Annotated in this window: 16 protein-coding genes and 1 pseudogene; 10 read left to right on the top strand and 7 right to left on the bottom strand. The window is 60.9% G+C overall.

The window, feature by feature from the left end; translation table 11 throughout:
• Positions 1–27 precede the first annotated feature (27 nt).
• Positions 28–528, top strand: a complete 501-nt coding sequence (locus DWF00_RS07600; RefSeq protein ID WP_114831531.1) for a hypothetical protein — start codon at positions 28–30, stop codon at positions 526–528.
• Between the two features lie 11 nt (positions 529–539).
• Positions 540–974: a hypothetical protein gene (locus DWF00_RS07595; RefSeq protein ID WP_147283786.1), complete on the top strand. Its 435-nt coding sequence runs from the start codon at positions 540–542 to the stop codon at positions 972–974.
• 36 nt (positions 975–1,010) lie between these two features.
• On the opposite strand, the gene DWF00_RS07590 is transcribed toward DWF00_RS07595, so the two are convergent.
• Positions 1,011–1,370: a DUF3768 domain-containing protein gene (locus DWF00_RS07590; RefSeq protein ID WP_114831529.1), complete on the bottom strand. Its 360-nt coding sequence runs from the start codon at positions 1,368–1,370 to the stop codon at positions 1,011–1,013.
• Positions 1,367–1,612, bottom strand: a complete 246-nt coding sequence (locus DWF00_RS07585; RefSeq protein WP_114831528.1) for a hypothetical protein — start codon at positions 1,610–1,612, stop codon at positions 1,367–1,369. Before DWF00_RS07585 ends, DWF00_RS07590 begins: the two co-directional genes overlap by 4 nt.
• A gap of 753 nt (positions 1,613–2,365) precedes the next feature.
• Between DWF00_RS07585 and DWF00_RS07580 the strand changes: the two are divergent.
• Positions 2,366–2,804 (top strand): annotated as a pseudogene (locus tag DWF00_RS07580) (Ros/MucR family transcriptional regulator).
• Positions 2,805–2,856: 52 nt separating this feature from the next.
• Positions 2,857–3,213: a hypothetical protein gene (locus DWF00_RS07575; RefSeq protein WP_114853008.1), complete on the top strand. Its 357-nt coding sequence runs from the start codon at positions 2,857–2,859 to the stop codon at positions 3,211–3,213.
• Between the two features lie 384 nt (positions 3,214–3,597).
• Here DWF00_RS07575 and DWF00_RS29005 read toward each other — a convergent pair whose 3' ends face one another.
• Together DWF00_RS29005 and DWF00_RS07570 are read right to left on the bottom strand one after the other, a co-directional pair.
• Positions 3,598–3,936, bottom strand: coding sequence for a hypothetical protein (locus tag DWF00_RS29005; RefSeq protein WP_147283785.1), 339 nt, complete (start codon positions 3,934–3,936; stop codon positions 3,598–3,600).
• 8 nt (positions 3,937–3,944) lie between these two features.
• A complete protein-coding gene (locus DWF00_RS07570) occupies positions 3,945–4,196 on the bottom strand; it encodes a hypothetical protein (RefSeq protein WP_114831526.1) in 252 nt (83 codons plus the stop codon).
• Between the two features lie 184 nt (positions 4,197–4,380).
• On the opposite strand from DWF00_RS07570, the gene DWF00_RS07565 reads away from it, so the two are divergent.
• Positions 4,381–4,959 (top strand): recombinase family protein, encoded by a 579-nt coding sequence (locus DWF00_RS07565; protein WP_181832815.1) that lies wholly within the window; start codon positions 4,381–4,383, stop codon positions 4,957–4,959.
• Positions 4,960–5,036: 77 nt separating this feature from the next.
• On the opposite strand, the gene DWF00_RS07560 is transcribed toward DWF00_RS07565, so the two are convergent.
• The gene (locus DWF00_RS07560) at positions 5,037–5,783 is read right to left on the bottom strand and encodes a hypothetical protein (RefSeq protein WP_147283784.1); all 747 of its coding nucleotides are present in this window, start codon (positions 5,781–5,783) and stop codon (positions 5,037–5,039) included.
• 9 nt (positions 5,784–5,792) lie between these two features.
• Positions 5,793–6,020 (bottom strand): hypothetical protein, encoded by a 228-nt coding sequence (locus tag DWF00_RS07555; protein WP_114831523.1) that lies wholly within the window; start codon positions 6,018–6,020, stop codon positions 5,793–5,795.
• 287 nt (positions 6,021–6,307) lie between these two features.
• Here DWF00_RS07555 and DWF00_RS07550 point away from each other — a divergent pair, with 287 nt between their 5' ends.
• Positions 6,308–6,904, top strand: coding sequence for a recombinase family protein (locus tag DWF00_RS07550; RefSeq protein ID WP_114831522.1), 597 nt, complete (start codon positions 6,308–6,310; stop codon positions 6,902–6,904).
• 76 nt (positions 6,905–6,980) lie between these two features.
• On the opposite strand, the gene DWF00_RS07545 is transcribed toward DWF00_RS07550, so the two are convergent.
• Positions 6,981–8,726 carry a ParB/RepB/Spo0J family partition protein gene (locus DWF00_RS07545; RefSeq protein ID WP_245973785.1) on the bottom strand — a complete coding sequence of 582 codons (1,746 nt, stop codon included), beginning with the start codon at positions 8,724–8,726 and terminating at the stop codon, positions 6,981–6,983.
• 547 nt (positions 8,727–9,273) lie between these two features.
• Here DWF00_RS07545 and DWF00_RS07540 point away from each other — a divergent pair.
• The 4 genes from DWF00_RS07540 to DWF00_RS07525 all read left to right on the top strand — a co-directional run bounded on the left by DWF00_RS07540 (position 9,274) and on the right by DWF00_RS07525 (position 15,700).
• Complete coding sequence (locus DWF00_RS07540; RefSeq protein WP_114831520.1) at positions 9,274–10,275, top strand: AAA family ATPase; 1,002 nt, start codon at positions 9,274–9,276, stop codon at positions 10,273–10,275.
• A 175-nt stretch (positions 10,276–10,450) separates the two neighbouring features.
• Positions 10,451–12,757 carry a S8 family peptidase gene (locus DWF00_RS07535; RefSeq protein ID WP_181832814.1) on the top strand — a complete coding sequence of 769 codons (2,307 nt, stop codon included), beginning with the start codon at positions 10,451–10,453 and terminating at the stop codon, positions 12,755–12,757.
• Positions 12,758–13,553: 796 nt separating this feature from the next.
• Positions 13,554–14,222 carry a hypothetical protein gene (locus DWF00_RS07530; RefSeq protein WP_147283783.1) on the top strand — a complete coding sequence of 223 codons (669 nt, stop codon included), beginning with the start codon at positions 13,554–13,556 and terminating at the stop codon, positions 14,220–14,222.
• 32 nt (positions 14,223–14,254) lie between these two features.
• Positions 14,255–15,700, top strand: coding sequence for a hypothetical protein (locus DWF00_RS07525; protein WP_147283782.1), 1,446 nt, complete (start codon positions 14,255–14,257; stop codon positions 15,698–15,700).
• The last annotated feature ends 118 nt before the right edge of the window (positions 15,701–15,818 follow it).

Raw genomic sequence — 15,818 nt, 5'->3', positions numbered from 1 at the left:
CGGCGCAATCTCGCCAGGAGGACGCGCATGTTCGATTTCCCGTTCAAGGCTTTGCCCGCGCCGCTGCTCGCGGGGCTTCTTTTCTATGCGGCGATCTGCGCCCTGTGGCTCCAGCCGCTCGTCGAACGGCGCATGGCGGAGAAGACCTTCATTCCGCAATGCGAGGCCCGCTCGATCGCCGTGCAAGCCGAGCGACGACAGGAGGTCGACAGCGAAGCGCGCCGAAAGAAATCCATTCTGGATCAATTTGCACGTTCGCCGCTGGCGCAGCTGCCGTTCATGAAAGAGACGCTCGACATCGCGGAAGCCGAGATCGCCAAGAGCGTACCGAAAATTCCGCGGCTGCGGGCCGTCGATCATAGCTCGCGCTGCGCCTGCGCCGTCACCACGGCCTTCGATGCGATCAGGTTCCCGATGCTGCTGCATGTCATGAGCGCCCGCGTCTACGCGCCGGCGCAGCTCGGAACCATGCCCGCCGCGATTGATGGCTTGGTCAATGCCAACGAATGCCGTTCGGACAAGCGATAGGATTGCTCATCATGAAGGACCGCATCTTCTACCGGGACCAGCGCGGCGTGGTGGTGACGCAGCGCTATGTGCGCACGCGCCACAAGGATCAGGCTCTGGCCCCGATCACGTCGGTCCGCATAGGGCGCGACGCGTTCTATCTTGCGCTTGCCTGCGGCGCCGGGCTTGCGCTCTTCGCCTGGGCGTTTGGCGACCTGCTGTTTTTCGCCGAGCAAGTTGGTCTGGCTGGTTTCGCCGTCGTAGTGCTTGCGGCGGGCTATTCGCTGGCCACGCTGGAGATGGGCACCCATCTGCACGAGAAGCGGATGCTGGTCGGCGACTATTGGAGCGTCCGGCGCATTCGCGACGCCGTCATGGACGCGCGCCGCGATCTGACCGACCGCATGGATGAAGGTGAAGGCCATCGGGCGATGCATCGCAATCCAGACGACGATGGTCCGGTGTGATGCGGCGCGCCGTTTCGATCGGCGCGCCGCGATGGCTTAATATTCCTGCGCCAGCATGATCGTCAGCACCCGGCAGGTGACGCTCGGGTCGGCGGGATCGGGACTGCCGCCGGTCAAGGCGCGATCGTAATAGTCGATCTTCCAGAAGATCTTGCCCGCCCCTGGGTGTTCGAACGCACCGAAGTCGTGCTCGCCGTAGGGATCGTTATCCTCGGTGAAGGCGTCGAAGTTCCTGACCTCCGCGATGATCTCGATCTGCGCCACGGGTGGAAGGGCTGTGATGCCTGGTGTGATAAGCCACTTTCCCGGAATCTTCGGCGTGCCAAACTGCGGGATGTGGATCATCGAGCGGAAGGCATCGTTCTGCCCGGCGATGGTGGAGGGGTGGAGGCTCATAGCGAGCCTCCTTGGTCGTCTGCATCGACCGGAACCAGGAAGAGAACGCCCTGGCGCTGGGTGAGCTCGATCGGGATCAGGTCGAGTGATACGACGCCGCCCTTTTTGTCGCCCTTGCGGGGCCAGACGGCGCCGATCTCCTTCGGGCGGGACAAGATGTCCTTGCCGGACTGATCCTTGCCGGCGATGCGGGCGAAGGTGACGCGGTAGAGCGGCCTGGTGGTTTCGGTGTTCGTGGTCATGTGAAGTCTCCTTTGTTGATCGGACTGGACCATCCAGCCGATGCGCGGGAGAGATCGGGCCGGACCCCGGCCGGCGGTCATGGCCAACACGGGAGCGCTTCAGCGCGAATGGAGCGGGCAGCGCCATTGAACGGCGGCCGCCGGTCTGATTGACGCTCATCAAGGCTGGCTGGATGGTCAGGTCCGGCGGCGAAGGAGAATTGCGGAGCTCAATCGAACAACGTAGCGCCGCGCGGCGGATCACCTTCACATGACCGGTGAGAAGCTAGAGAGGTTGCATCGCGTTCGCCGGAGGCGGAGAAATCCGTGGCTCCTGCCCAGGCGCATGAAGGCTGGTTGTCGTTGTCGCCTTGGATTCCTGCCTAGTCTGCGCGGCGTCGCCAGCTAGCTTCTGGACGCGGCCGGGCATGGATGAGCGGACTTTTGCCGCACCCGTTCATTGCGTTTTTGGTGAGCGACGGGTCACCCCTGAAAGCGCGGTGTCCGCCTGGACTCCCAAACTGAGGATGGAAGAGTTGGCAGATGCCAAACATCGGCTCGGTGTCCCGCCCTTGAGTTCCTGGCACCTTCACAGAAGGCAAGCCGATTGCCGAATCGGGAGTGCCCCCGTCCGTATTCGTAATGGAGGCGTTCACGCGGAACGCACTTGCGGTTGGGCCCTGGGCAACGTTAGGCATGATCTCAAGATGCTTTGCCGCGTCAGAGCTTATGATCACGCCGATCGCCGGTGTTTCCAGACAGCAGGAGCCAGAAATGTCTGATAATAACGAAGAGCTGCTCGGCCTGTCCGCGATGATCGTCTCCGCCTATGTTGGGAACAACAACGTTCCGCGCGGCGACCTTCCCGGAGTGATTGCAGACACGCATGCCGCTTTGGCAGGCCTCGGCAAGGAAGCCGCTCCCGAACCCGCCGCCCCCCTTGTTCCGGCCGTGTCGATCCGCAAATCGGTTACGTGCCATCATCTGCCTCGAAGACGGCAAGGCGTTCAAATCGATGAAACGCCATCTGAGCAACAAATACGGCCTGACGCCGGAGCAGTACCGCACCAAATGGGGCCTTCCGTCCGACTATCCTATGGTGGCGCCGGCTTATGCCGAGGCGCGCTCTGTGCTGGCAAAGTCGCTTGGTCTCGGGCGCAAGCGCGAGGTGACGCCCGTAAAAACCAAGCGGGCGGCCAAGGCCTCCGGCTGACAGCGTCGCTTCGAAGAAGCGCGCCCGCGTTCGCTCATAGGGAGTGCCGGAAGTGACCGCCTACACGTTGGAAGATTTAGAGGCCGCGCGCGGCGAGTTGACGGACTGGAACCGGTCGTTCGACGAATATACCGGCAACAACCCGGACAAGTATCAAGCTGATATCCGGTCGGCGCGCGCCAATGTCCGGATGATCGAGGCGGCGCTCAAGGCCAGCGGGATCGTCCCGATGTCCGATCATGAAATGTTGGAAGCGACCCTTGATCGGCTATTCCCGGCCGCGAAAAGCAAGGAGATCGTGGAATATGAAGGGCACCGGTATCAGCGCCGCTTCATACCGCTGGAACGTTCTCTGTCACGCAAATCCGTGACCGAGTGGGGCCGGACATGGCAGCTCCTATCCGAATAGAGCCTGCGCCTCCGCTGTTCCCGTCAGCGATCGCCAATAAAAAATGCGGAGCGATAGCGGCCTCGGAGCACGGTAATGCAGCTTCTTCAACGCTGCGCCCCGCGTCTGCGCCTCTGTCGTAGCCGCACCGGCACACCCGGATCACCCTGGCGGTCAACCGACCGCCTCCATGCAGAAATGGGCATATCAGACGCCAGTCGGCCGGGGCCGAAGAATTCTAATTTCTGCGACCGGCTGGCGGCCATTCGCCTGCAACGCGACCGGTTCAACAAGGTAGCCGCAGGAGCGTCAGCATAGCGACGCCGAAGGCGGGACGCGGGACCGACTGCCTCCGGCACGTCGCTCCGCTGCGCGGCGAAGCCGAGCTCGTTTGCTGCCCAGATTTTAGTTTTCCGGCAGCTCTCGCCCGGCGTCAGGGACATTCAGCAAGGCGACCTCCCCGGCTTCCACGGTGAGGCTCGATGGTGCAAGGCTTCCAGCCGATGCTGAACCACCAATAGCAGCCTGAAGATCCTTGCCGGGCCGCTCACTTAAATGGCCGGCTGGCCGGCTCTCCGGTCCCTTGCGGCCGCATTTCGTGCAGCGGTAGCGGCGCCCGATTGACGGCACCTCGACCTCGTCAGCCAGCTCGTCGACGAGAATGTCGGTATGGTGGGAGCACGGTAGCGGACAATAGAGCGCGATCCAGCGCGTACCGTTTTCACGCATGTTGCCAAGCGTCATCGCCCCCATCACAACGCCCGGATCTGCTCTTCGAACTCTTCGGGAATAGCGCCGTGCCGGGCCAGGACCGTGATTGATGAGGCCTCGCCGGTCTCGTCATCGGCGACGACGTGGATCACCGCCACGCCCTCGGCCGTGCGCGCCATCCGCTCGCCGTCGGCAAGCGCATGATGCTTCGTCTTCGCCGGCACGCGCTGCCCCGGCGCCAGCTTCTTGCGATGCGTCTTGAACGGCTGGAGAAAGAAGCTGTCGACGTTCATGGCTTGACTCCGGGCCAGCGCGGCGAGTTCTCATTACGTTCTCAATCGAGGGGACGCAATGGATGTTCGAGCCGCCCGATCAGCACACGCCGCTGAGCGCCTAGCGCCCTACGCCGCTACGATTGTATGCCGCAAACCTTTTCATTGCAGCGCAGCAGGCGAATCCACGACAGTGACGGCCAGAATGATCGGCAATGACGGGGCGATGAGGGAAAGCGTTCAGGAATGCGTAGGTGCCGGCAGTAGATCACTGATCGGCTATGCGCGGGTATCCACGAAAAGGCAGAAGCTCGATCTGCAACTCAAGGCGCTGGAGGCGGCGGGATGCGATCTCGTCGTCTCGGAGCGGCTGTCTGGCGTCAGCCTGGGGCGGGGGCTTCTCGCCGCGATCGGCAGCTGCCGCCGGGGCGACCTGCTGGTGGTATGGAAGCTCGATCGGCTCGGCCGGAACATGCGTGAGCTGCTCGCCGTCCTGGACGTGCTGAAATCGCGGGGCATCGGACTTCAGGTGCTGACCGGGGCAGCGTCGTCGATCGACATCGGGCAGGCCGAGGGTCCATCGCTCTACGCGGCCTATGCCGCCTTTGCCGAGTTCGAGCTGACGATGAACCGCGAGCGCACCCTGGCTGGGATTGAAGCCCACAGGACGAGCGGCATGCCTGCGCGGGCGCGTCCCCGCAGTCTTCAATTGAAGTTCGCCGCGGTCGCCAATCGTAAATCAAGCCGTAGGGCTTGCAGCGGGAAGAAGGCAAGCAGCCGGTAGCCGTTGCGCAGCGCGCATCCGCTTCGTCGGCGGAGAAGGGGTTTAGAGGACGGCGGATTGCCGCAGCCTGTCTCAGACTAGGGTCGGAAGGTGGCCGGTGCCATAGCGGCCCGATTAGGGTCGGTGCTTGGCGGTGCACTGTCGGGCACAACATCAGCGGCAAGCTCGCGTTGCTGATCCGGTTTCTGTTCGCCGGTCAGTTTGCGCACGCGATCCGGCATAGTCTCGCCGAGTTCCTTGTCGAGTGCGGAAAGTTCGCCTTCGGTGAGTTTCGAATCTTTCGCACGCTCGCGGGACCTGTCGAGCTTGGATTGATAATCGATCAGTTCGGTTCGCTCTTTGGCCAGCCTGTCCATCTCGATGCCTGCGGCGTCGAACGCTTCCCATTTCGGCTTGGCGTCGTCGATCGCCTGCGGATCAATCTCCTCAGTTTTGAGCTGAGCGCCGAATTCGTCGAAGACGCGCGTTCCGTCTTCGGTTTTGAACACGCGCCGGCCGTCCGGGAGCGCGTGAGCCTTGAGCAGCATGCCGTCGATCTTATCGCGGATGGCGACGGTGTCGCGATCATTGTCCATGAGCGCCTGCACCGTCGCCGTCTCGTAGCGATCGAGCTTGATGGTGAACTGCTCGATCTTGTGCGCCGGGGCGAGAGTTGCCTCCATGCTCGCGAAAAATTCAGCATCCTGCCGGCGACGCTTTTCGACCTCGGCCTGGTTACGCTCGGCGTTGAGGCGGGCACCCATTTCCATCAGGAGGCGTTGCCGCTGCTCGGCGGTGATCTGCGCCCTGAGGGTAAATTCCAGTCTGGCGGATTTGACGCTCAATGGTTCCATCTACACCCCGCATTTCGTGGCAGCGAGCGCGCCGACGATGGCGCCGGGCAACGTGCCGGGATAGCGCTCGAACGCCTCGTAGATTTTCTGGATGGTGGCCTTGTCGTTATAGAACCAGGTGTAGATGCAGGCGCGGCCTTGTGTGTCCTTGGCATCCTTGACGAAGCGGGCATGGGCCAGGCCTTCGACGATGCCCGCGACATAGGTGTAGCGGTCTCGGCCTTCCATTTTCTCCATGACAACGCCAGCCGTCATCGTCTGCGCAGCAGCGTCGTTGGCAACGGCCAGAGACATGACAGCATATAACGAGCCAAATTTTAGAATTCTACTGGCGTATACGACACTCACAATCGACCGTATTTGTTGAAATTTCCATAAGATATGCTATTATGCTAAGATCTATTTAATATAGTTGTTTTAGACTTGGCCAATGCAACGTAGGGATGCCTGCCAATGAACGCACGAAAAGGGTGGTTTCGGCTGACCGCCGGATAACCCCTAAGTAATTGAGTAGAATGACAAAAAGATATGGCTACCTCCGCGTTTCGACCTCCGACCAGAGCCATGACAGGCAGACAGACGGGCTTTTGGCTCTGTGTGATGAGCTTCATGTCGAGACGGTCTCGGCCGTCAACCGCGACCGGCCAGTCTACAAAGCCCTGCGCCGCCGCCTAAAGGCCGGCGATACGCTGGTGGTGTGGAGCCTTGACCGGGCTTTCCGCTCGATCGTCGATGCCGTTCTGGAAGCCGAACGGCTGCTCAAGGAGGGCGTGGCCTTCCACATCGTCAATCTCCATGTCGATACGGCCACGCCGGAAGGCATGCTGGTCTACCAACTCGTCGGGGCCGTGGCCGAGTACGAACGCAAGGTGCTGATCAAGCGGACGCGCGAGGGTCTTGCTTCCGCAAGGCGGCGCGGCGTTCGCCTCGGGCGACCTCCGAAACTGACGATGGAACAGTTGGCTGATGCCAGACAACGGCTGACCGATCCCCTTGTGACGGTCAAAAGCGTCGCGACGGATCTGGATGTAAAGCCCTGGAGCCTGACGCGCGCCTTGCGGCGACTGTCGCCGGTTGCCGAAGCGGCGCTGATGACACCGATCAATCCGTAATGCGCGGGCGCCCAAGCGCCCGCGCAAAAAATTCCGGAGGGCGCGTCGCCCTCCGGTGCTGATATTGCGCTGTCTTCTAGGCTGTCTGCGGGATACCGCCGCGTTCGGTGTAGCCCTTGGCCGGGAAGGCCAGATAGGGCGGCACCCAGCCTTCGACCTTCTCGCGGCCATCGCCTGTGGCGCATTGCCGGATGATCGAGCGGAGCACCTTCGCCGGACTGGCCTTGTGAACTTCGGCGACAGCCTTGCCGCCGATATCCTCCAGCATGGGCAGGAGCGTCTGGCGATCACGAATCAGACCGAGGAAGGCATCGTCCGCCTGCCACATCGCACCCATGTCCACGCTCAAGAGACTGCCGAGCGTATCGACCAGAGCCGTCCCCACACTCAAGCTCTGCGCCATGACGAAGGTCAGGATGCGCAGGACATCGCCATCCTCGAGCCCGAGCAAAGCCTGGAACACCGCGCCGATATCGGCATGACGATTTCCCATGACCGCGCCGTCCTCGTCCAGTTCGAGAAGCGCCAGCACAGCCCGTTCTTCCTGGGCTACAGCAGTCGTCGCCTCGGATGATGACAGGCTGGCCTCCGTCTCATGCTTGTCGGCGCGGCAGGGATCGGCCTCGACCCGCCAGTGGTTCGACCCCGCAATCGTATGCGCGCCCATCAGGCGAAGCGCGATGCCGCCTTCGTTCAAAAGCGCGGCCCTGACCGCCGCATGACGGTGCAAATCGACATAGTTGAGCGCGGCCTTGGTCAGCTCGGGTCGGGAGGCCTTGTCCTCGATCTCTATGCCATCGCTGCGATCCGCGACGGCCTGTTTGCGGCGGGCTTCCTTCTCGGTCACGAATCCCTCGTGAAACGTCACCTCGCCGCTATGGGTCAGGGTGACGAAGACCTTGCCGCCCTCCTTCTTGGTCGCCTTGCGGTACTCGTAGCCATACCAATAGGAACCCTTCTCCAGCACGACGATGTCGCTCCAGCCGCGCTGGCGATAGGCCTCGATCTTCTCGGCCACCGCCGCCATCTGCAACGACCAGAACGCCTCGGGGTCGGCGAAATACGCCTCCTCCCCGAACAGGTCGGTGACGATCGCTCCGGTGTAGGCCTCCGGCGGGAAGATCGCGACCGAGGTCGCAATCTGCTCCCCGCCGAGCAGCCACTGACGAAGCTGTCGGCCTTGCGGGGCACGATCCCCCGGGTCGCGGAAGCGTTTCAGCCATGTCTTCTGCTGTGCCTTGGTTGCCAGCGTCAAAGCCCTCATGGTGTCGCCGCCGATCTCGTCCTTGCGCAGAAGGGTCAGCACCTGCGGGATAAGGTTGGCAATCGCCAAGCGCTGCTTGACCAGCCGCTCGGTCACGCCGAACTGGTCGGCGATATCCGAGAGTGTCCGCCCCTCCTTCACCAGCGCGGCGAAAGCCTGATACTGGTCGATCTCGTCCATCGGCAGACGGGCAATGTTCTCGGCCAAGGATGCCTCGATGGCGGCAGCATCGTCACCATCCTCCATCACGGCGCAGGGCACGGGCGGGAATGACTCATCCCCTTCCGCCGCGACGATCTGGCAGGCTTTCAATCTGCGGCCACCGGCGATGACCTCGAAGCCTTCGCAGTTGGGCCTGACCAGAAGCGGTTGCAGAACGCCGAGCTTGCGGATCAGCGGGACGAGGTCGGAGACATCCTCGCCGCCATGTTTGCGGACATTGAGGGGTGAGGGTTTGAGGTTGGTGAGGTCGATATGATGCAGTTTCATGGTGCTGTCTTTCTTGGGTAAGGGTTGAATCTGCGAAGCCCTTTCCTTTCTTCTGAAAAAGCCGCGCATGAACCCTTGGCCAGCGCCGAGCGTCGCCCCTTAACCCGCCGACAGGCGGGCGACGTCTCGACCGAAAGACGAAGGCTCCAAGGTCCGAACCCCTTGGGGCGCGCACAGCGCGGTCCGGGCAACACGGGAGGCCAGACCAGCGTAGCGGCTGGCCGAATGGAGCGGGCGGCCCGGACTTCGCGGCCTTGGGCAAGCCTTCGGCGTCGGTGTAAGCTGGAAAAGAGGGTTCACGCGCGCGACAGCGGCGCGTCTCACCCAAGCCTGGCGGCTACACGGCCGCCGCCACAGATCTTCCCGTCAGCGATCGTCACCCGCATGGGCCGAAACCGCACACGGGTTCGGTGGAGCCGGTGATACGTCCGGCGGAATAGAGCGCAGTCCGCCCTATGGGGCGGAGACGGCCATCGCCTCTCTAAAACTAACTGTTTGAATAGTATAAGATAATTCTAATATGATCGGACCTCATGAAAGGGGACGGCGCAAAAACTCATCTTCGTTCTGGTGCCAATTTATAGTAAGATTCGGTAGGACTGGAGGCCCGCCGCAAGTGTCGAGCGCAAAACAAATACTGGCAATGCTCAGAAGCCGCGCCGAGGGTGATGACGAGACGTTTTTCTCGATCGCTCTCCAGGTGGCTGCTGCCGAAGCTCGTCAGGGGCGCAGGCAAACTGCCGAAGATATGCGCGCCGAAATCGACAAGGCTCGTGCAAAAAAATCGACCGGGGCGTCTGTTGCGATCTCCTTCGCGTTGCCGCGAGGCAATCTCGAAGGATTGCTCGAAATGCGCCATGCGCGGTTCAAGCTCAAGGACGTGGTTCTCAACGAACGTCTGCTCGGACGAATCTCCGACATCCTTCGCCAGCAGCGCAAGCGGGATTGGCTTCGGGAACACGGCAAAACGCCTGTTCGGCGCCTCCTGTTCGTCGGTCCTCCGGGGTCAGGAAAAACCATGTCGGCAGAGGCGCTGGCTGGAGAACTCAATCTGCCGCTCTTCGTCATTCGCCTCGAGACGCTCATAACGCGCTTCATGGGCGAGACGGCCGCAAAGCTGCGTCTGATCTTCGACGAAACAGCCAAGCATCGCGGCGTTTATCTGTTCGATGAGTTTGACGCCGTCGGCGGTCAGAGAACCGCTACCAACGATGTCGCGGAAATGCGCCGCGTTCTGAATTCCTTCCTCCAGTTCATGGAGGAGGGCAATTCGACCGACAGCCTGATTGTGTGCTCCACGAACCATCCGTCGTTGCTCGATCGTGCCTTGCTTCGCCGGTACGATCAGGTCTTGGAGTTTGAGGCTCCGTCGGATGAGCAAATCAAAGAAATCATCGGCGCAAACCTGCGTCCGATGAAAGCGCAGCGGCTCGCCTGGAAAAAGATCATCGAAGCGGCTGTGAATCTGAGCCAGTCGGAGATCGTTCGCGCTGCTGATGATGCGGTCAAAACCGCCATTCTGGACGAGCGCAATCAGATCACCACCGACGATCTGCTCTTACGCCTTCACGAACGCCAGGAAATGCGGGTGGCATTTTTAGAAGCCGGCAGGTCCTGAATTTATGCCGACCCGATTTGATCTGCCTCATATCGACATCGCGGCGTTTCGGTCTTCCAGCCCCTATGCAGGCTCGGGCTCCCCGAACGGCGGAAGCGCGGTTCGGATACGGGGCGAGCATGGCCGGCGCCTTCAAAATGAATTGAACGTTGCGTTCGCGGCAGCGGATGCGGCCATGCCGTCGGACGATCGGCTGGAGCCTCCCGAGGGCACGTTTCTAGAGGTCGAACTTCGTCGGGGAACGAAGGCAGATATTCTGGAGCGCAAGACGGATGGCGTTCGGCCAGGAGCGGTCAAGCCGGATGACCAGAGGACCGTCGCGCTCTATGTCCCCGATCATGCACGGAGCGCATTGGAGCGGATTCTAGAAGATTACACCAACGGACCGCTGTCGGTGGTTGCGAGGCAGCCCCCGATGAAATCCTTCGTGGAGCCGATCGAAGCGTTCCGGCGCGCGAGGCTTGAGACATTCTGGACCGATGACCCCGAGGCCTTACCCAAAAACCCGTCCGACCAGATTTGGTGGGCGCTTTGGTGCTGGAAAAATAGCGAAGCGAAGATCGATGAGGTCTGCGAACGGCTCGGAGTCCGGGCGGCGAACGGGGACAGAAGGCTCTATTTTCCCGAGGCGGTGGTTATTCCGGTTCTGGCAACGCGGGCCGATATCGAGCTGATACTGTTTGCGACCGGAGCGATCGCGGAATTGCGCAGGGCCAGCGACTCGCCGGTGTTTTTCACGGACGAGGTGCGCGATAGCCAGCATGAATGGTCGGAAGACCTCGCAACGAGGGTCATCTGGCCGCCGTCGACTGCTCCCGCTGTCTGCCTGCTCGATACGGGCGTCAACAGGGCACATATGCTGATCGAGCCCGCTCTCGCGAATGGCGACATGCATGTGATCGACAGGGATTGGGGGACGGACGATCACGACGGAATGGGGCACGGGACGGCCATGGCCGGTCTCGCCCTGCACGGTGATCTCACCGCCCAACTGGGCGATCAATCCGAGCGGGTGCTTCAGCATCGCCTGGAATCGGTCAAGGTCCTGCCCCCTGACGGGTTCGAAGCCAATGATCCGCACAGCTACGGCGTGCTCACACAAGCGGCCATATCACTGCCGGAAATCACAGCGCCCGAGCGAGCCCGCGTGTTCTGCATGGCCGTCACGAACAAGGATGTGTCCGGTTCGATGGCTACGACCTGGAGCGCCGCCATCGATCAGGCGGCGGCCGGAACGATGATCGGCGACGATGCCAGCTCTCCGAAGCGGCTTTTCGTCGTCTCGACCGGCAACATCGCCCCGGAGATCGAATTTCGGCGTATCCGGTCGCAGGATATGTATCCCGTCGAGGATCCCGCGCAAGCGTGGAACGCGCTGACAGTCGGCGGGTACACCGACCTGATCAATGTAAACGACGCCGGATATGAGGATTGGCGGCCTTTCTGCGCCGCCGGGCAACTAAGCCCATATAGCCGGACGTCGGTTGCGTGGCCGCAGGGACGGGCTCCGTTCAAGCCGGAGATCGTGCTCGAAGCGGGCAATCGTGCGGTGAGCCCCTCCGGGAATGAAGTGCTCACGGTCGACTCCTTATCGCTGCTGTCGACAGGAAGGGACGTCGACAGGCAGCCGCTCGTACCGTTTCAAGCGACGAGCGCTGCCACGGCACAGGCGGGACGGTTGGCCGCCCAACTGAGCGCCGCGCACCCCGACTACTGGCCCGAGACCATTCGCGCGCTCATCATTCACAGCGCCGAGTGGACGCAGCCAATGCTTGCCGCTTTCGCAACCGCCGGCGGGAAGAAGGACAACTACGAGTTGGTTCGGCGCTTCGGCTATGGCGTGCCGAGCCTTGAACGCGCGGCGGCATCCTCGCGAAACCATTTGGCGCTGATATCGCAAAGTCCGATCCAGCCCTTCCGGCTACAAGGAAGCCGGAAATTCAACGAGTGTCATTATTACGATCTTCCTCTCCCCCGCCAGACGCTCGAAGAATTGGGCAATGAGCCGGTCGAGATGAAGGTCACGTTGTCGTATTTCATCGATCCGAATCCGGGCCTTTCGGCCAATGTCGACCCGCAGCGCTATCAGTCGCATGGGCTGCGCTTCGATCTTCGCCGCAAGAATGAATCCATCTCGAATTTCCAGAAGCGGGTAAACGCTTCGGAACGCGAGGACCCTCGCGTGGCGCCGCGTACCGAGCCCGATGATAATCGCTGGCTTCTCGGCCCGCAGAGCATCTCTGCGGGGTCTTTGCATTGCGATATCTGGAGCGGACCCGCGATCGAATTGCTCGGGCGGGACAAACTCTGCATCAAGCCGGTGAACGGCTGGTGGCGTACCAGGGCGTCTGCCGAATATTGCAACAAGGCGACTCGTTACGCGCTCATCGTCACCATGAAGACGCGCAATGTGGACATCGACCTGTACACCCCGATCGCGGCAAGCGTCGATATCCGGAATGCTATTCCGATTGAGGTTTGATCGGGGGCCTTCGATGGGTTCCGAGGGAGAGCGCCATCTCCTTCGGTCATGGGGTTCTCAGGGGCAGATGGAACGCTCCCCTGAGTGGCGATCGACCCGGCAGCGGGTTGTCCATGGCTCGGTGCCGGTGGAGAGGGACATCTCCAAGCCTGGCGAGTGTTCAACCGGCGATACGGTTGGATGGTGCATGACGGTTCGATACCGGTTCATGCGCCAAGGCCGAGGGGATGCAACGGGGACGCGCCAGCGGGGCCCCTTGCCAAGTGGGTGCGTGTACTACACACGCACACATCTTGCGAACTTCACGAAGTTCGGTTTCATGCGAAGCGCAAGGGCATTAGTGTACTTCGAGCGCTGCGAATCTGGTGCATGTCCGTTTGCGCCCTTTGGCCATTTTACCGGACCGGGTCCGGAAGTGCGGCGCAGATATTTTGGACGGACGACTAACTCACGTCTATCGCAGGGGAACCTTCAGCGCAAATTTCCTGCGTCAGCAACATTTCCAACTTCGATCGTTGCCCCCGCCGCATGAACCTGGAGGAGTAAAGGTTAGCAAAACGCGCGATCTTTGGGTTTCGTAAACGACCTACCCACATGTAAAGGCTAGCCAAGCGCACAAATATTAATGCATGGGAACGGCCTTGCCGCGTACTCTAAAAAACGTGTTATGGATTGTTGGCAGTGCCTGTATTCAAAGAATCAGTACACCCGTGGAATCTAACTCTCGGCCGGACGCGGTGGAATTGCCTTGGGAGCATCTCTTGTGACTGGTGAGGAGCTCTCTTTTGCGGGCGCCATGAACCGCATTAAGCCGGCTGGACGTCTTCTGATGTTCTCCGGCGGCCGCGATTCGACTCTCGCCGCGCTACGTATGGCTACCGATGGCGCCCCGATGGTGCTCGTAACCGTTACGTCCGGGCACCTCGTTGGAATCGAGCGGGTCAAAACCAGGCTTCGCGAGCTCGCACCTTTCCTTCCGCCAGAAACCTCCTGGCTTCAAGTGCGCCAGCCAACGGAGTTGCGGACCGACACCTCCTTCTATGAGACGACCTGCCTGCCTTGCCACCATGCTTATGTTGTTGTGTCCGGCGCCGTCGCTCGCTTGTTCGGTGCCACGCGCCTTGCCTTTGGATATGTTACCTATCAGCAAGGCTGGCCTGAACAGACGCCCCTCGCCATAACCCGGATGCGCAACGTCCTTGCGCGACACGAGATCACTCTGGAGCTGCCGGTGTATGACGTTCCTGCGAAGGAAGATATCATAGCTGAACTGGCAGCCTACGGTCTCAGCACGTTCGCCTTGGAGCAGAAATGCCTTCAGCAGATCAAAAACGTGGTGCTTTCCGAGGAGCGACTTGAGCAGCAAGTCAGGCTCTGGGAGCAGGCTATCGATCAGTCGATGTGCAAGCTAGACGAAATATCAATCGACGTGATGGAGGAGCGGCGGATGCGTGAGTTCCGCTAGTGCCGCTCAGGAGGAGAAGCTTGTTGAGGAAAATGGCCGTCACCCTCGCGTTGTTGGTCGTAGCGGGCGCTGCGTTCTTCACAGGTTCCATTCCAACGCATGTTCTGGCCCAATCTTCTGGCGAAGTCGGCACATCAACCAGCTCTCCGCGTGGAGATCCATCAACGTCTGCGGCCGCGCCCCCAATGCGCCCGCCTTTAGCCTCGCCGATTGCCGCCGCAGGGGCCAATGCCGCACCGAGCCCCGCCGCGGCTTTAGGAATAGTTGACGGCGGTATGCCGCCGCCAGCGCTGACACCATGGGCGCTTCTTACCGCCACTGCAGGCTTGATCGCTTTCCACATCGGGCTCTTCACGCTTGTCGGACGTGAGCGGAAGTCGCCATATATTATCAATTCCGTTTTCCCGATCTTTCTGATCTGTTTGGTCGTCGCAGCGCTAGCACTGCTATCAGTCTTGCTTCCTTCTTGGCTTGAGCAGTTGCTGCTCAAGGGGAGTGCAGGACTGTTAGTGCTGACCTTCCTATTCTCAGCGATTCGAGTTTACCGAATCGCGGTGCGATCAGTTTATTTTGTGGACTCGATCAGCTTAAAGCATCTGCCTCTCGTTCGTGATTGGCGCCGACGAAAATCTCTTAAAAGTTCGCGCAGAAACTATGCTCACAACACCATCCCCATCCCAGATGATCTGAAAGCGGACATCGTCGAGATTCTTTCTGCGGCGAATGCCGAGACCTTCGAGGATAGAAAGGAACTCGACCCGAAGGCACTCGCACTAGCCGTGCAGCATCAGGGGCAGGGGAATAAGCTCCTGGCCCAGCTCGCCGAGGCATTCCTCCGCAAGGATTTTTCGGTCCAGTATCTCACGGCGTCGCGTCACCCAATCGAGTTCGTAGGCTTCCTGAAACGGCACCTGGAAGATCGTAACCTGACATGGTCGAATTACACACGCAGAATCGTTGTGATCGACGCCTACTCCCCGCACTTTGCCTTTCTTGACTCGATCTACCCGAAGAAGGATCGGGAGTTGGAGTCCCTCGACGTTGAATGCGTGGTCTCGCGAATGACGTATGCCGGCATGCACACGGCATCGTCGCACGCCTTCAATGTCATTCAAAAGCAGGTCGCCGAGAAGGACAGACGTCCCACTCTTGTGATTTACGAGGACGCCTACGCGCTGACGGATCTGGAGTCACCGGAGCAGTATCGTATCTTCGTCCGCCACGTGATGCCGTCGGAGCGGATGTGGGATGGAATGTTCACAGTGTTTCTTGAGTCCGCGATGCTCGACGCGGACTGGAGAATGCTTCAGGGGTATGCCAGCATGAGGCTGGACCTTCGGCAGCGCAGTGTGATCCCTGACAAGGGCGGCGCTTCGCCCCCTGACAAGGCCATTCCCGACCACCCCCGGCCCGAGGTGGTGGCAATGGCAGCAAGTGCGGCCGAACTGAATGGATTGGTGAAAGACGTGAAGCCTTGAGCGCGAATAGCAGCGGGAAGCTACACTTTCAGGACGCGCTTTACGGCTCCGTCGGGCTTGGTGACGAGCTTCATGCCCTCGTGCGTACGCCTACTCTCCAGCGCCTGCGCCACGTGCG

It is taken from the genome of Allobosea caraganae (genome assembly GCF_003351345.1).
Classification (GTDB): domain Bacteria; phylum Pseudomonadota; class Alphaproteobacteria; order Rhizobiales; family Beijerinckiaceae; genus Allobosea; species Allobosea caraganae.
The sequence above is the reverse complement of the archived record's forward strand: the minus strand, read 5'-3'. Positions and strand labels throughout refer to the sequence as shown.

Bases quoted from the DNA above. Each gene is read 5' to 3' on its own strand.
- DWF00_RS07600 (WP_114831531.1), top strand. From the start codon at position 28: ATGTTCGATTTCCCGTTCAAGGCTTTGCCCGCGCCGCTGCTCGCGGGG.
- DWF00_RS07595 (WP_147283786.1), top strand. From the start codon at position 540: ATGAAGGACCGCATCTTCTACCGGGACCAGCGCGGCGTGGTGGTGACG.
- DWF00_RS07590 (WP_114831529.1), bottom strand. From the start codon at position 1,370: ATGAGCCTCCACCCCTCCACCATCGCCGGGCAGAACGATGCCTTCCGC.
- DWF00_RS07585 (WP_114831528.1), bottom strand. From the start codon at position 1,612: ATGACCACGAACACCGAAACCACCAGGCCGCTCTACCGCGTCACCTTC.
- DWF00_RS29005 (WP_147283785.1), bottom strand. From the start codon at position 3,936: ATGACGCTTGGCAACATGCGTGAAAACGGTACGCGCTGGATCGCGCTC.
- DWF00_RS07570 (WP_114831526.1), bottom strand. From the start codon at position 4,196: ATGAACGTCGACAGCTTCTTTCTCCAGCCGTTCAAGACGCATCGCAAG.
- DWF00_RS07565 (WP_181832815.1), top strand. From the start codon at position 4,381: ATGATCGGCAATGACGGGGCGATGAGGGAAAGCGTTCAGGAATGCGTA.
- DWF00_RS07555 (WP_114831523.1), bottom strand. From the start codon at position 6,020: ATGGAAGGCCGAGACCGCTACACCTATGTCGCGGGCATCGTCGAAGGC.
- DWF00_RS07550 (WP_114831522.1), top strand. From the start codon at position 6,308: ATGACAAAAAGATATGGCTACCTCCGCGTTTCGACCTCCGACCAGAGC.
- DWF00_RS07545 (WP_245973785.1), bottom strand. From the start codon at position 8,726: ATGCGCGGCTTTTTCAGAAGAAAGGAAAGGGCTTCGCAGATTCAACCC.
- DWF00_RS07535 (WP_181832814.1), top strand. From the start codon at position 10,451: ATGCCGTCGGACGATCGGCTGGAGCCTCCCGAGGGCACGTTTCTAGAG.
- DWF00_RS07530 (WP_147283783.1), top strand. From the start codon at position 13,554: ATGAACCGCATTAAGCCGGCTGGACGTCTTCTGATGTTCTCCGGCGGC.
- DWF00_RS07525 (WP_147283782.1), top strand. From the start codon at position 14,255: ATGGCCGTCACCCTCGCGTTGTTGGTCGTAGCGGGCGCTGCGTTCTTC.